The organism is Sorangium sp. So ce385, from assembly GCF_051474135.1.
Taxonomy (GTDB): Bacteria; Myxococcota_A; Polyangia; order Polyangiales; family Polyangiaceae; genus Sorangium; species Sorangium cellulosum_D.
This window is the reverse complement of record NZ_CP150337.1, coordinates 5,302,493-5,315,854: the sequence shown is the minus strand read 5'-3', so window position 1 is coordinate 5,315,854 and position 13,362 is coordinate 5,302,493. Positions and strand designations below refer to the sequence as shown.

Annotated in this window: 10 protein-coding genes; 4 read left to right on the top strand and 6 right to left on the bottom strand. The window is 72.5% G+C overall.

Features of this window, described 5'->3' with window-relative positions; all coding sequences use genetic code 11:
* The first annotated feature begins 176 nt into the window (after nucleotides 1-176).
* Entirely contained in the window at nucleotides 177-605 is a 429-nt protein-coding gene (locus WME83_RS19455; protein ID WP_437320780.1) for a hypothetical protein, read from the top strand.
* 104 nt (nucleotides 606-709) lie between these two features.
* On the opposite strand, the gene WME83_RS19450 is transcribed toward WME83_RS19455, so the two are convergent.
* Nucleotides 710-1,648, bottom strand: coding sequence for a hypothetical protein (locus WME83_RS19450; protein WP_437320779.1), 939 nt, complete (start codon nucleotides 1,646-1,648; stop codon nucleotides 710-712).
* Nucleotides 1,649-1,757: 109 nt separating this feature from the next.
* The gene (locus WME83_RS19445) at nucleotides 1,758-2,273 is read right to left on the bottom strand and encodes a hypothetical protein (protein WP_437320778.1); all 516 of its coding nucleotides are present in this window, start codon (nucleotides 2,271-2,273) and stop codon (nucleotides 1,758-1,760) included.
* Between the two features lie 511 nt (nucleotides 2,274-2,784).
* Here WME83_RS19445 and WME83_RS19440 point away from each other — a divergent pair.
* Complete coding sequence (locus tag WME83_RS19440; RefSeq protein ID WP_437320777.1) at nucleotides 2,785-3,846, top strand: phosphotransferase family protein; 1,062 nt, start codon at nucleotides 2,785-2,787, stop codon at nucleotides 3,844-3,846.
* A 292-nt stretch (nucleotides 3,847-4,138) separates the two neighbouring features.
* Here the strand turns inward: WME83_RS19440 and WME83_RS19435 are convergent, their stop codons facing one another.
* A complete protein-coding gene (locus WME83_RS19435; RefSeq protein WP_437320776.1) occupies nucleotides 4,139-4,894 on the bottom strand; it encodes a TetR/AcrR family transcriptional regulator in 756 nt (251 codons plus the stop codon).
* Nucleotides 4,895-4,917: 23 nt separating this feature from the next.
* On the opposite strand from WME83_RS19435, the gene WME83_RS19430 reads away from it, so the two are divergent.
* A complete protein-coding gene (locus WME83_RS19430) occupies nucleotides 4,918-6,054 on the top strand; it encodes an FAD-dependent oxidoreductase (RefSeq protein ID WP_437320775.1) in 1,137 nt (378 codons plus the stop codon).
* On the opposite strand, the gene WME83_RS19425 is transcribed toward WME83_RS19430, so the two are convergent.
* Nucleotides 6,051-6,812, bottom strand: coding sequence for an AAA family ATPase (locus tag WME83_RS19425; protein ID WP_437320774.1), 762 nt, complete (start codon nucleotides 6,810-6,812; stop codon nucleotides 6,051-6,053). The two genes, WME83_RS19430 and WME83_RS19425, sit on opposite strands and share 4 nt — an antisense overlap.
* Before the next feature lie 575 nt (nucleotides 6,813-7,387).
* Here WME83_RS19425 and WME83_RS19420 point away from each other — a divergent pair.
* The gene (locus WME83_RS19420; protein ID WP_437320773.1) at nucleotides 7,388-8,278 is read left to right on the top strand and encodes a hypothetical protein; all 891 of its coding nucleotides are present in this window, start codon (nucleotides 7,388-7,390) and stop codon (nucleotides 8,276-8,278) included.
* A 57-nt stretch (nucleotides 8,279-8,335) separates the two neighbouring features.
* On the opposite strand, the gene WME83_RS19415 is transcribed toward WME83_RS19420, so the two are convergent.
* Both WME83_RS19415 and WME83_RS19410 read right to left on the bottom strand, forming a co-directional pair.
* Nucleotides 8,336-11,695: a protein kinase domain-containing protein gene (locus WME83_RS19415; protein WP_437320772.1), complete on the bottom strand. Its 3,360-nt coding sequence runs from the start codon at nucleotides 11,693-11,695 to the stop codon at nucleotides 8,336-8,338.
* A complete protein-coding gene (locus tag WME83_RS19410) occupies nucleotides 11,692-13,221 on the bottom strand; it encodes a sigma 54-interacting transcriptional regulator (RefSeq protein WP_437320771.1) in 1,530 nt (509 codons plus the stop codon). The genes WME83_RS19415 and WME83_RS19410 overlap by 4 nt, the downstream gene beginning before the upstream one ends.
* Nucleotides 13,222-13,362: the final 141 nt, after the last annotated feature.

Below are 13,362 nucleotides of genomic sequence, written 5' to 3'. Positions count from 1 at the left end.
AGCTTTTAGCGCTCATGTAAAAACGATGTTTCGTCTCCGCTGACGGCCGATTCGATTACAGCCTCACGGACTCGGAACGCTCCGCCTGTTGCTCTGCCGTCTGGGTCCGACGCAGAAAACCTGCGATTCGCCCCTCGACGAACGGCTGTGCGCGTCCCAGTCTACGCGCACCGGATATGCTCGCGCTCCCTACACAGCCACTTCAGAGCCACTGGTGCAACAAGGGCACGGTAAACATCTGGTGCCCTGCGCCTGCGTTGCTGATCACGTGCGTCACCGGGGTGCTCGTCGAAGAGGGCGCTCAGGCCATCGAGGAGGTGATGTTGCGCCGGGTCGCCGCGGACGGCCGCGTCCTGGTCTTCAACGACTGGGAGGCGATGACCGACTACGATCACGCCTCGCGCACGCGGCTGACCGAGGCGACGATGTCCGTTCTCGATGCGATCGAGGGAGGGCATTTCCTGCTCGGGTCGAAGGTCGTCGTCTTCGGGGTTCAGGTCGCGAACACGGCCATCCGCAAGCTCACGGTCCACCCGTCGCGCGCCCTGTTCGAACGTGCGTTGCAGGACGCCATTCGGGAGCGCACGCCGGTCGGCATGATGTAGCGGCCTGTCGCCCGTGGCCGCCCTGGATGACGCGAGGAGTACCGAACACCCCGGCTCGAGGAAGCGCTGTCCATCCGTGCGAAGGAGCCGACGGCTCGGCGCCATCATCGATCATGCGATGCCCGCTCGAGCGCCGACCAAAGTTGGGCGTACGTGGGCGCAAGCGCCCGGAGCGCGGCGGCGGCGGCCGCGTCGTCGCCCGTGGTCAACGGGTGCTGCATCGAGCCGATGAGCCGCGCCTGCTCTGCTGCGAGCCGTGCGGCCTCGGCGTATCCGATGCGCGCCAGGCAGGTCGCGGCGTCCGCGAGGCGGCGCGCTCCGACCCGGATCGCAAAGTGGTTCAGGTGGCCGCGCAGCCTGTCGCCACAACCAGCCTCGATGAGCGCCGCCAGCCGCTCGGCCGCCTCGCCGTTGCCGAGGCTGCCGGGCGGCATCTCGTGATCGCCGTCCATCGATAGCCACCGGATCGCTCCGGGTATCAACGCCCTGATGACGTCCAGCTCGGGAATCTCGGCGCGCCGGGTGAAAGCGGTGCGCATCGTATACGGATCGCCGTAGCTGATCGTCTCCGCCCGCCACGCCGCCATGAAGTCGTCGAGCGGCAGCGAAGCATAAGGGTAACCTTCGGGATCGTGCAGGAGCACGCGCTGGTCGTCCAGCTCGAGGACGACCAGGTAATGATCGGCGCCCAGCGGCCCGGTCCTGCCCGGCTGGTATCTCAGATGCCCCATCTCGACCGGCCCGATCCAGACCGGACCGTCCATGAGGGCTGCCGTGAGGTGGGCAAGCGCATCGGCGACATCGTTGCCTTTGACGACCGTGGATGTCCAGCCCAGCGCTGCCAGCGCGCCGTCGAAGCCGGCCTCTGGGGTCCAGCCGTACGGGTCGAAGAACGGCAGCGTGCCGCCGATCAGCTGCATCCCGAAGGGGCTGCACGTGGCGAGCTCTATCACGGCGGTCGATGGCGCGCGGTCGCCCAGCATCATCGCGAAGGCGTTGGCGTAGCAATACGGGCCCGAGCCGATATACGGGAAATGCGCCATGCGTGTCTCTCCGGGCGTTGCAAGCCGAGGCGCGAGTAGGCGGGGAATTCGCTACAATTGTCAATCTTCTCGGCGGGCCTCCGCTGGCGTGCCCACGTCCCAACCAGGGCTATCCCCAAGGGGCCAGCACAGCTCGGCGGAGCATGACCGCGCGCGCGACCTGGTAGTCCAGGCGTTCCCGCCGCAGCTCTGAGAGGATCGCGGCCAGCTCGCGGACGGCGAGGTCCGCGTGCTCCTCCTGGAGCGCACCGAGGAAGCCGCGGACGCCGCGGAGCACCCCGTAATCCTCCCACACGGCGAGCTCGAGCAGATCGCGGAGGATGACCCCCTCCGGGGTCCGCGCGAGCCGCGCGAGCCGGCCGCGCAGATCGACGACCTGCGCGCGCATCGCCTCGGCCGCATCACCGCCGACGCGCCCGCTCGCGGCGCGCGTGCGGAACTCACGCTCGATCGCGTCGAGGCCGCGCGGCTCCGCCAGCGCGAGCCGCAGGAGCCACCGGTCCCAGTGGCAGAAGGCGACGCCGTCGATCTCGCGCCACGTCTCCGGGCCGTAGCGCACGCCGTCGTCGAGCGGGCGCTCCGTCGGGCGCGGCAGGCGCCCGGCTTGGGGTTCCTCTTTCCTCATCGTCCTGGCTTGCGTCCTTCCAGTTCCGGGCGCCTCCAGCGCCGTGGATAACTCGCTGCTGCGGCCGTCCGCACGGCGGCACGTCTCCTGCACGGAGCTCGTTGCCGCACGGGCACGCTGACGGCGCCCTTCTTTCCTCGCAACGAATCGTTAGTGATGCTAACTATAAGCGATCCTAACTATAAGCGCGACGATGAGAAGAGCTTCAGAAGGCGGAGGCTTCGAGCCTCCATGCATTACGCAACGCACATCAGTTTTCTCACGACACGCACAAAAAAACTGACACAGAAAGGACGAAACGTTCCGAGAATTGATGATTCACCTGTTCTACGGCAATACACCAGACGTATGGAGGATAACTCGGCGCGTTCCCCTGCCCGCTTGCGTGAGCTCGGCGTCCTCATGCGCGCGGAGTCCCCACTTCCGCCTTCGTTTGTGCGATGGGTGGGCGCGTCGCGTATGACCCGATTCCTCCCGGACGACGTCTGCTTGTTCTACCGACGTTGTCCTCGTGGCGACCGTCCTGGCCCCGTCGGCTTGCTGGCGACGCGTGGGCGGACCGCCCCTCGCGGCGCCTCCGCGGGCGGTCGTGCGAGGGGGGCGTGAGGTGGCTGCCCGCGATGCTGGGCCGGGATGGGCGCACGCGAAACGGGCCATCGAGGTCGCCTTCTCCAGCTCCGGGAGGCCTCGGATCGGTCGCGTGCGCAAGGTGGGCCATGGCCTCTCCAACGAGGTCTATGCGGCTCACGTCGAGCTGGTGCCGGATCCAGAGGGCCGCTCTGGGACCTATGCGGCGTTCGTCCCCGCGAGGGGCAGCACCCCGCGGACGCGCGCGAGCTGGCAACGCGAGGCCGCTCTCCTCGCACGGGTTGCCGCCGGCACGCGAGCGATCCGCGTGCCGGCGTTGACGGCGATCGTCCCCGTGGATGGGGTCGACATCGTCGTGCGACCCTATCTAGAGGGGATCCCCCTCGATCTGCGCGCCGGTCGCCAGGGCGGCGTGGCTCCGTGGGACGTCGTCGCGCAAGTCGCCGCGACGGTTCACGCCGTCGACGCGGACGGCATCCCCGGCATCGAGGGGCACGCCACGCGGCGCGCTCACGCCACGTCGGAGATCTCGGCCCTCCACGGCGTACCCGAGCTCCGCGAGGCGGAACGGTGGGCTCTCGATCATCTGCCGGAGGAGGAGGCAGCGGCGCTCATCCATGGTGATCTCCTGGGGCAGAACATCCTCCTTCACGGGGAGCAACCGTACGCCGTCATCGACTGGGAGTATGCGACGCGCGGCGATCCAGCGTATGACATGGCGATCGTCACGCGCGGAAGCGCGAGGCCGTTTCAGATCGGCCATGGCCTGAGGCGGCTCCTGGATGCGTACGCCGCGCAGGGCCGGCCGCGCATCGAGGCGGCGGCCGTGCACCTGTACGAGCTGTGTCTGGTGGGGCGCTGGTATCGGAATGCGATCGATGGAATGGGCGATGGAGGCGGAGAGCCGCCCGATCAGCTCCTGCGGCGCGTCGAGAATGTCTTCCGGCGGGCCCGCGCCGCGAGCGGAGGGCATGGGCAGCTGTGATGTGAACGATGCGTCGTGCTCTCCGTCGGGCACTCCCATCGCGGCCGTCCGCACGCCGGCACGCCTCCCGCACGGAGTTCGCTACCGCACGGGCAGGCTGACGGCGCCCGTCTTGCCCCGCAACGAATCGTTAGTGATCCTAACCATAAGCGATCCTAACTATCCGCGCGACGGCGAGAAGAGCTTCAGAACGGAGAAGCTTCAAGCGTCCACGCATCGCGCGAGGCATATCAATTTTGCCAAGACGATGCTCAAAAAAACCTGACGTTCAAAAAAAACAATCACCTCATGCTTACTCCGAGCCCGCGATTCCGGCGAGGATCAGGTCGATCCCGGCGAGGAACTCTTTGCGGTCGTCGTGGCCGAGGAGGTGGGCGGCGACGTTTCGCGTGAACGAGTACTCACGGGCGTCGAGCTCGCGCCAGCGCGCCGCTGCCGCCTCGAGGAAGTCGACGCGGCTCGTCGACGGCGCGAGCTCGCGGCGCGCGAACTGGCTCGCCGTGGCGTTCTGGACGCTCACGCCGATGACGTAGCCGAGCAGCGTCGACGCCGCGGTGAACTGGGCGCGCCCACGAACGCCCAGCGCCTCGACTTGGCGGCCGAGGCGTTCGTAGATCCGCAGCATCGCCGTCTCCCACGGAGCGCGTGAGAGCTGCGCACCCACCCACGGATGCGCCTCGATCGCGTCGAACACGCCGAGCGCGATGCGATGGATCGCTTCGTGCGGCTCGGTCGAGCCGCGCACCTCGCCCATCGTGCGCGCGACCACGGCGTCGGTCGCGGCGACGAGGAGCTCGCTCTTGTTCGTGACGTGCCAGTAGATCGCGCCCGGACCCGTCGCCAGGCGCGTCGCGAGCGCACGGAACGTCAGCCCATCCTCGCCGTTCGCGTCCAGCAGCGCGATCGCCGCTTCGACGATCCGCTCGCGCGAGAGCGCATCCTCGCGGCGTCTCTCGCGTTCCGGCCCTCGCGTCGCCTTCTTCGCCACGGCTCCATCTTGACAGTCCTGGACCGGCGCTCCAAGTAAATTCGTGGAACTACGTTCCACATTGAATGCCGAGAGGAATCACGATGACTTCCATCACCATCATCGGCGCCGGACTGGGCGGGCTCACCCTCGCGCGCGTCCTCCACGTCCACGGGATCCGGGCGACCGTGTACGAAGCGGACGCCTCCGCCGAGGCGCGCACCCAAGGCGGGATGCTCGACATCCACGACTACAACGGCCAGCTCGCGCTCAAGGCCGCCGGCCTCTTCGACGAGTTCCGCCGCATCGTCCACATGGGCGGTGAGGCGATGCGCATGGTCGATCCGCAGGGCACGGTCCTCCTCGACCAGCCGGACGACGGCACCGGCGTTCGCCCCGAGGTGCTCCGCGGCGACCTCCGGCGCATCCTCCTCGACTCACTCCCGCCTGACGCCGTGCGATGGGGCCGCAAGCTCACGGGCGTGCGCGCGCTCGGCGACGGAAAGCACGAGCTCACCTTCGCGGACGGGTCGACCGTGACCACCGGCCTCGTCGTCGGCGCCGACGGCGCGTGGTCGAGGGTTCGGCCGCTCCTCTCCGACGCGAAGCCCGAATACGTCGGCACCGCCTACATCGAGACGTACCTGCTCGACGCCGACGCGCGGCATTCCGCCAGCGCCAAGCTCGTCGGCGGGGGCGCGCTCTACGCGCTCACGCCCGGTAAAGGCATCATCACGCACCGCGAGACGAACGGCGTCCTCCACACCTACGTCGCGCTCACGAAGCCCAAGGCGTGGATCGAGAGCATCGACTTCACCGACCCGAAGACGGCGCGGGCGCGCGTCGCCGCGGAGCTCGACGGCTGGGCCCCGGCCCTGACCGCGCTCATCACCGACGGCGAGACCGATCCGGTCCCGCGCATGATCCACAAGCTCCCCGCCGGGCATCGCTGGGATCGCGTGCCCGGCGTGACGCTCCTCGGCGACGCCGCGCACCTGAGCCCGCCCGACGGGGAAGGCGCAAACCTCGCGATGTACGACGGCGCGGAGCTCGGCGAGGCCATCGCCGCGCACCCGAATGACCTCGAAGCCGCGCTCGCCGAATACGAAGGAGAGATGTTCGTCCGTGGAGCGAAGGCCGCTCCCGAAGCCGCGGCGACCTTCGAGCTTTGCTTCGGCGAGACCGCCCCGCACGGCCTCATCGCGTTTCTGTCGGGCGGGGAAGCGCGATCGAGCGGCTAAGATGTATCCTCGTCATCACCACCCCTGAAGAGCTCCCGGAAGAACCGATCCCGGTGCAGCAGGAAATCGCGCGTCAGCGCGAAGTGCTCCGTCTCCTCGTACGCGACCTCCGCGATGCCCTCCTCGGACAGCCGGTAGATCGTCGCCCCGGGATACGCGAGCACGATGGGCGAGTGCGTGGCGATGATGAACTGAGACCGCCCCCGCTCGACGAGCTCGTGCATGTGCGCGAGCAGCGTCAGCTGCCTGGCCGGCGACAGCGCCGCCTCGGGCTCGTCGAGGAGGAAGAGGCTCTCGGGCTTGAACCGGTGCTTCACGAGCGCCAGGAACGACTCGCCGTGCGACTGCTCGTGCAGCGACGTGCCGCCGTAGTACGGGGTCGCGCCCAGCTCGTCCACCTGCGTGGCGACGTTGAAGAAGCTCTCGGCGCGCAGGAAGAAGCCGTTCTTCTCCCGCCGCGCCCCGCGGACGAGCCGCATCGCGGCGTGGAGCTCGGACTCCGAGCGCCGGGTCGCGAAGTTGAAGCCCTTCGAGCCGCCCTCGGCGTTGAAGCCGGCGAGCAGCGCGAGCGCCTCGATGAGGGTCGACTTGCCGGAGCCGTTCTCGCCGACGAGGAAGGTCACCTTGGGGTCGAGCGCGAGCTCCTCGAGGGCGCGCACGGCGGGGATGCTGAACGGATACCTCGAGAAATCCTCGACCCGCTCGCGCAGGAGCTGGACGGAGCGGATGAAGCCGCCCGGGAGTTGTGTGCGCTTCATGACACCGCCGAGGCGGCGCCGCGCGCCCGCCCGCGCGCCCTCCCGGCCCCCACGAGGCCCGACGCCGTGCCCATCCCCTCGCGGGACGAGCGGCCGGGGTCGGCGGGCAAGGACGAGCAGGAACCCAGCCCGCCGCATGCAGAAGGGAACGCGCGCATGCGCCGACTATAGCCGGCGCGAGCCGGCGCGATCACGTCCCGCGCGCCCCGCGCACGCCGGCGGGAGGCGCCCTGCTCGCGTCGCCCGCGCGCGGCTCGAGTCCCCCCCGCGCGCCCCCACCGATCGGCCCCGCCCGGCCAGCGCGCACCCCGTCGGCCGCTCGCGCCAGCAGCTCCGATGGGCTCCTGTCATCGCCGCGTGACAGCGGCTGTCCGCGCGGCGGTCCACTGTCGCGCCGCCGTTCCACCGCGACGGGAGAGGGCGACGAAATCCGCGGATCGCGCGCCGCTCGCGGCCGTGGCACGACGCATGCTCATGTCCTCGGACGCGACGGACGACGAGCACCGCCGCTTGCCTCCTTGACCGGCGCGCGCGCCGGAACGAAGCTCGAAACTCTCTTGGTTGAGGAGATCGCGATGAAACGCTCCAGCTGTAAGCTAGGAATGGTGATGTGGGTTGGGCTCCTCTCGGCGGCGTGCGCGCCGTCGCTCGAGGCCGAGGTGGCGGTGGACGCGCCCGGGCTCGAGACGATGATCGACAGCCCGGGCATGCCCGGCGAGAACGGCGTCCCGAAGGCCGCGTGGCACTATTGGAAAGGTACTGTCGCCACGATCCTGTCGAAGCCGATGCTGGACGAGGAGACCGGCGAGTACAGCCAGGCGATCGTCGACTCCGGGATCCTCGTGGACCCGGGCGGTCTGGAGATCTTCAAGCACGTCAAGGAGTGCACCCTCGGGGGGGTGGAGTTCAAGGAGACGGTGCTCGAGGGAATGGTGCTCGGCGCGTCGAAATGGGAGGCGGAGGGGCTCGAGGAGGCCACGATCGAGAACGTGCTCGAGTGCGTGGTCGCGTTCGTCAACGACATGACCGATGGGGTGGAGATCCTGATCACGGGGCCGAACGTGGGCGGTGCCAACGACGGGATCACTTACCCCGAGTTCATTCATGGCGAGGCGGTCTGGTGCGCGCACACCCGCCCCATCTCCGGCACTCCCCCCACCCCCGGCGGTCCACCCAACCCCAGCACTCCCCCCAACCCCAGCGCGCTCGTCGACGTCTTCGTCACTGTCTACCCGACGAGCAGGTTCGTTCGTGGGTGCGGGGTCGACGCCAAGGACGCGCTGAGGCAGCGGGTCTGCGACGTGCCGGACGACTGCGGCCTCACCTTCGGCGGGATCCTGGAAAAGAGCCCCCAGTGCAAGGAGGTGGGCCCGGCGGGGCAAGGTCTCTACGAATGCTACGGCAAGCCGTGCACGATGACGAAGCTGCTGGACTACGAGCAGGACTGGTGCGACCCGCCCACGTGAGCGCCGGGGCCCTCGGGGGCTCCGCACGGCGGTGAGCCCCAAGACCCGCGGGCGCGCTCAGGGCGCGGCCGCGGCGGGCGCCTCCCCCGCGATCCGCCGCGCCTCATCGAGCCGCGCGCCCACGGTCCGGGCGCGCAGCGGGTTCGCCTGGATCGCCGCCTCGAGGGCCGCGGCCCCGCGCCGGGCGGCCTCCCTGCGGGCCGCCGCGTCGGGGGCCGCCGCGGCGCGCAGCAGCCAGAGCTTGCCCTGGGCGACGAGCGCCCGGTCGGACCGCGGGTTCATCCCGAGCGCCGCCTCCGCGTGCCGCAGCCCCTCGGCGACGTCGGCGGCGGCGTCCTCCCGGCGGTCCGCCCGGACGGCGGCGCGGGCCTCGTAGATCTCGGCCAGCAGCGCGTAGAGCCGCGGATCGGCGCGGGGCTCGTCGAGCACCGGGCCGAGCGGCGCGAGCGCCGCGTCGAGCCGCGCCGCGTCCGGGCGACCCCGCGCCGCGCTCCCCTGGAAGCCGACGAGCTCCGCCTCGGCGCGCTTCACCCGCTCCCACACGTCCCAGGGCGCCTCGGCGATGGTGCGATCGAGCACCTCGCGCGCGACCCGGATCGAAGGCTCCGGATCCTCGCCGCGCGCCGTCCGGACGCGCGCCTCGAGGATCGCCAGCATCGCCCGGAGCGACGCCGGGAACGCGACCGCGCCCGGCGCCATCTCCCGCGCGCCCGCCTCGATGCGCGCGAGCGCCGGGCCGGGGTCGGCGCCGGCGTCGAGCGCGTGCTGCGCGAGCGCGTGGTCCAGCCAGACCCGCCAGTACGGGGCCCACTTCCAGGACGGGTCCGTTCGCTGGATCCCGTCGATGATCCCGCGCGCCCGCTGGACCGCCTCGTCGGGCGAGCGGCCCGCGCGGACGAGGTGCTCCACCTCGTGGACGCCGAGGATGAGCCGCGAGGTGCGCGCGTGGCCGAAGCCCGGATCGAGCGCGAGGGCGTGGTCGCAGCGGACCCTGGCGCGCTCGAAGGAGCTCGCCGGATCCTGACCGCGCAGGGACAGGTAGCGGCCGCGCTCGGCGAGGACGGCGCAGAGCTCGTTGAGCGCCCAGGCGAAGTCGGGCTCGCGCTCGAGCGCGGCCTCGTAGCCCTGGACGGCGCGCTCGAGGGCCTCGCCCTGCTCGCGGGCGGTGAGGTTCGCGCGGTACGCCCGCGCCCGGGACACGCTGGCGGCCACGTACCGCGCCATGGCGTCGTCCGGGCTCCGCCGGAGCGCCTCCTCGGCGCGCGCGCTCGCCTCGCCGAGCGCCGGCTCCGCGTCCTCGCCGAGCTGCGTCCCGACCGCGATCCACCACGCGAAGGCGCTGTGGACCCGGGCCAGCGCCACGTACGCCTCGGGGCTGCGCGGGCTCGCGGCGATCGCCCGCCCGCACGCCTCCCGCGCCCGCGCGAAGCTCGGGCGCATCGAGTCGCCGTGCATGCCGGCGGAGCGCATGGTCTGGGCCCAGAGCTCGCACTCGGCCGCGTGGACCGAGGGGTCGGAGCGGCCGTGCTCCGCGGCGGTCCCGTACGCCTCGGCGGCGCGCTCGAACGGGCCCTTCATCTTCTCGAAATCGAAGGTGGCGGCGTCGTGGCGGTGGCGGCTCCCCATCGCGAAGAGCACATCGCCCTCCAGCTTCTTCGCCTCGTGGAGCCACGGCGCCCCCGCGAACGCCTCCCGGGCCTTCTCCAGCGCCGCCTCGTGCCGCCCCTCGGCGAGCGCGAGCAGCCCCTCGGCGTACGCGGGCGCCTCGAGGGCCGCGGCGGCGCCGCCGAGCGCCGCGCGGAGGTGCGCGACGGCCGGCGCCTTGAGCTCGGCCTCGAGCGCCGCGATCCGCGCCTCGCGCTGCGCCGGGTTGCGGATGCGGCGGGTCTCCTCCAGGCCGCGGCGGTAGAGCTCGGAGAGCGCCGCCCCGGCGGCGTAGTCGAGCCCCGGCGACCGGTACCCGGCCCGCTCGGCGGCGCGGAGGTGCTCGAGGGCGGCGGCCGGCTCCTGGAGCGCGAGCAGGCCGCGGCCGAGCGCGTACTCCCCGGGGCCGCGGCCGGCCTCGCCCGCCTGCGCCATGCGGGCCTCCACGGCCCGGAGCCGGGCGCGGACCACGTCGCGCTCGCGCTCGACATCGTGGAGCGGCATCCCGTGGGCGCCGCGGAGGAAGAGCTCCATCTCCTTCACGGTCTCGCCGAGCTCGCGCCCGAGCGTGGCCTGCTCCGCGGCGGCGCGGCGGCCTCGGACGAAGACGCCGGCGACGACCAGCGCGGCGACCACCAGCGCGGCCGCGACCGCGACCGCCGCCCGGTGCCGCCGCGCCTGCCGGGCGAGGCGGCGGCCGAGGGAGGCGCGGCGCGCGAGCACCGGATCGCCGTCCAGGAAGCGCTGCAGGTCCTCCCCGAGCGCCCGCGCCGACGCGTAGCGCGCGCCGGGCTCCTTCTCGAGGCAGCGCATCACCACCGCCTCGAGATCCCGAGGGACGTCGCGGTCCAGGGTCCGGAGCGGCGGCGCGTCGTCCTCCAGCACCTGGCGGAGCACGTCCATCACCGCGCCCCCCACGAACGGCGGCCGGCCGGCGAGCAGCGCGTAGAGGGTCGCGCCGAGGCCGTAGACGTCGGTCCGCCGGTCGAGGGCGCGCACCCGCCCCGCCGCCTGCTCCGGCGCCATGTACGCGGGGGTCCCGAGGAGGGCGCCGGTGAGCGTGGGCCCGCTCTCCCCGGCCTCGCGCGCGATGCCGAAGTCCATGAGGTACGGGCGGTAGGCCCCGTCCTCGCCGCGCTCGAGCATGACGTTGCTCGGCTTCACGTCGCGGTGCACGAGGCCGAGCCGGTGCGCCTCGTGGAGCGCCGCGGCGACGGCCCGGACCGCGCGCACCTTCTCCTCGAGGGTCAGGTCGCCGCGCGCCTCCTGGAGCGACCGGCCGTCGATGTAGCGCATCACGAGGAACGGCACGTGATCGGCGACGCCGGCCTCGTGGACCTCGCAGACGTTCTCGTGGCGGAGCCGCGCCTGGGAGCGCGCCTCGCGCAGGAAGCTCCCGTCGACCTGCGCGCCCGCGGCGAGGAGCTTGATGGCCACGCGCCGGCCGAGCCGGAGGTCCCGGGCCCGGTAGACGACGCCCATGCCGCCCCGGCCGAGGAGGTGGAAGTCCTCGAAGCGGGCGTGGAGCGAGGGCGGGATCGGCGAGGTCGCGTCCGGCGCGGCGCTCGGGCGGCGGCTCTCCTCGCCGAGGCCGAGGTCGGGGGTGGGCTCGGGCGCCGCGGGCGCGGCCTCGGGTGCGCCGGGCGCGCCGTCGGGCAGGACGCCCGGCGCGGCGGGCGGGGCCGGGCCGGTGAGGGTCGCGTCGTCGCGCCCGCGCCGCGGCCACGGCGGGGCCGCGATGCGGGGCTCGTCGGCGTCGGGGGGCCGGATCATCGGGCGCGGAGGCCGTGGCGCTGGATCAGCCGGTGGACGAGCTGGCGGGAGACGCCCATCGCGTCGGCCGCGTGCGAGATGTTGCCCCCGTGCTGGCGGAGCTTCTCGGTGACGTAGGCGCGCTCCAGCTCCTCCAGCACGACCTCCCGCGCCTCGGGAAGCGGCAGCTCGAGGAGCCTGCGGAGGCGGGCATCCCCGGGCCCCGGGGGCGCCTCGCCGGCGGGCGCCCCGCCGGAGGAAGCCGCGCCGGAGGGCGCCGCGCCGGATGGATCGAGCCCCCGGGGCGCCGGCGGCGCGGCGCCGACGATCTCGTGGAGCAGCTCGGGAAACAAGACGAGCCGCGCCACGGTGTTCCGGAGCTCGCGCACGTTCCCCGGCCAGTCGTAGGCTTCGAGCAGCGCGAGCGCGCCCGGCGGCAGATCCGCGAGCGCGCGCGGCGGGTCCCGCGCGACGAGGAAGCGCTCGACGAGGAGCGGGATGTCGTCCTTGCGCTCCCGGAGCGCGGGGACGTGGACCTCGACCACCGACAGCCGGAAGTAGAGATCGGCCCGGAACGAGCCCTCCTGGGCCTTCGCGCGCAGGTTCCGGTGGGTGGCCGCCACGATGCGCGCGTCGAAGGGGATCCACTCGTTCGACCCGAGGCGCCGGATCTGCCGCCCCTCGATGGCGCGGAGGAGCTTCGGCTGGAGGTCGAGCGGGAGCTCGCCGATCTCGTCGATGAAGAGCGTGCCCCCGCTCGCCTGCTCGAGCAGGCCCGGCCGCGCCGCCGCGGCGCCCGTGAACGCGCCCCGGGCGTGGCCGAAGAGCTCGCTCTCCACCAGGTTCGGGGCGATGGCGCCGCAGTCCACGACCACGAAGGGGCCGTCCTTGCGGCGGCTCCGCGCGTGGATCGCCCGCGCCAGCACCTCCTTGCCGGTGCCCGACTCGCCGAGCAGGAGCAGCGTCTCGTCGGTCGGGGCCGCGCGCTCCAGCCGGGCGAACAGGGCGCGCATCGGGAGGCTCCGCCCCGCGGCCTCGCCGAACGCGTCCGCGGCCGAGAGCGGCAGGACCGCCGCGGGGCCCGCGGGGCCGACGACGATCTCGGAGCCGCCGACCGTGGCGGGGACGCCGGGCGGGAGGAAGGCCTCGCGGATGCGGACGTCGCGGACCAGCGTGCCGTTCTTGCTGCCCAGATCGCGCAGGAGCACCCCCTGCTCGGTCAACCGGATCTCGCAGTGCCTGCGCGAGGCGCGGGGGTCGGCGAGCACCAGATCGCAGTCGGCGCCCGCCCCCACGACGAGGGGGCGCAGCTCGAGCGGCGCGGTGAGCGTGCGCCGGTCCGGGAGGGCGACCGTCACGGAGAGCGCCGGGAGCCGGAGGGAGCGCCCCTGATCGAAGCTCGTGAGCGTGCAGGTCGCCCCGGGATCGTCGCCCATGATCGCCATGGTGCCCTCGAGGGAAGCCGCGTCAATCAGGAACCAGCGCGCCCGCGGGGCCGCGCCGGTGCCCGCGGGGCCACGCCGGCGCGCCGGGAGGACCGCTGTCATGCCGCCGCGACAGCCGCCGTCGCGCGCGCGTGACAGCTGTCCCGGCGGCGTGTCGGCGCGGGGCGCGGCGCTCGCCCACGACGCGCGGATCGGCCTGAAAACGCGGCGATCCGCGCCGCCCGTCAGCGCGGCACACCGGTT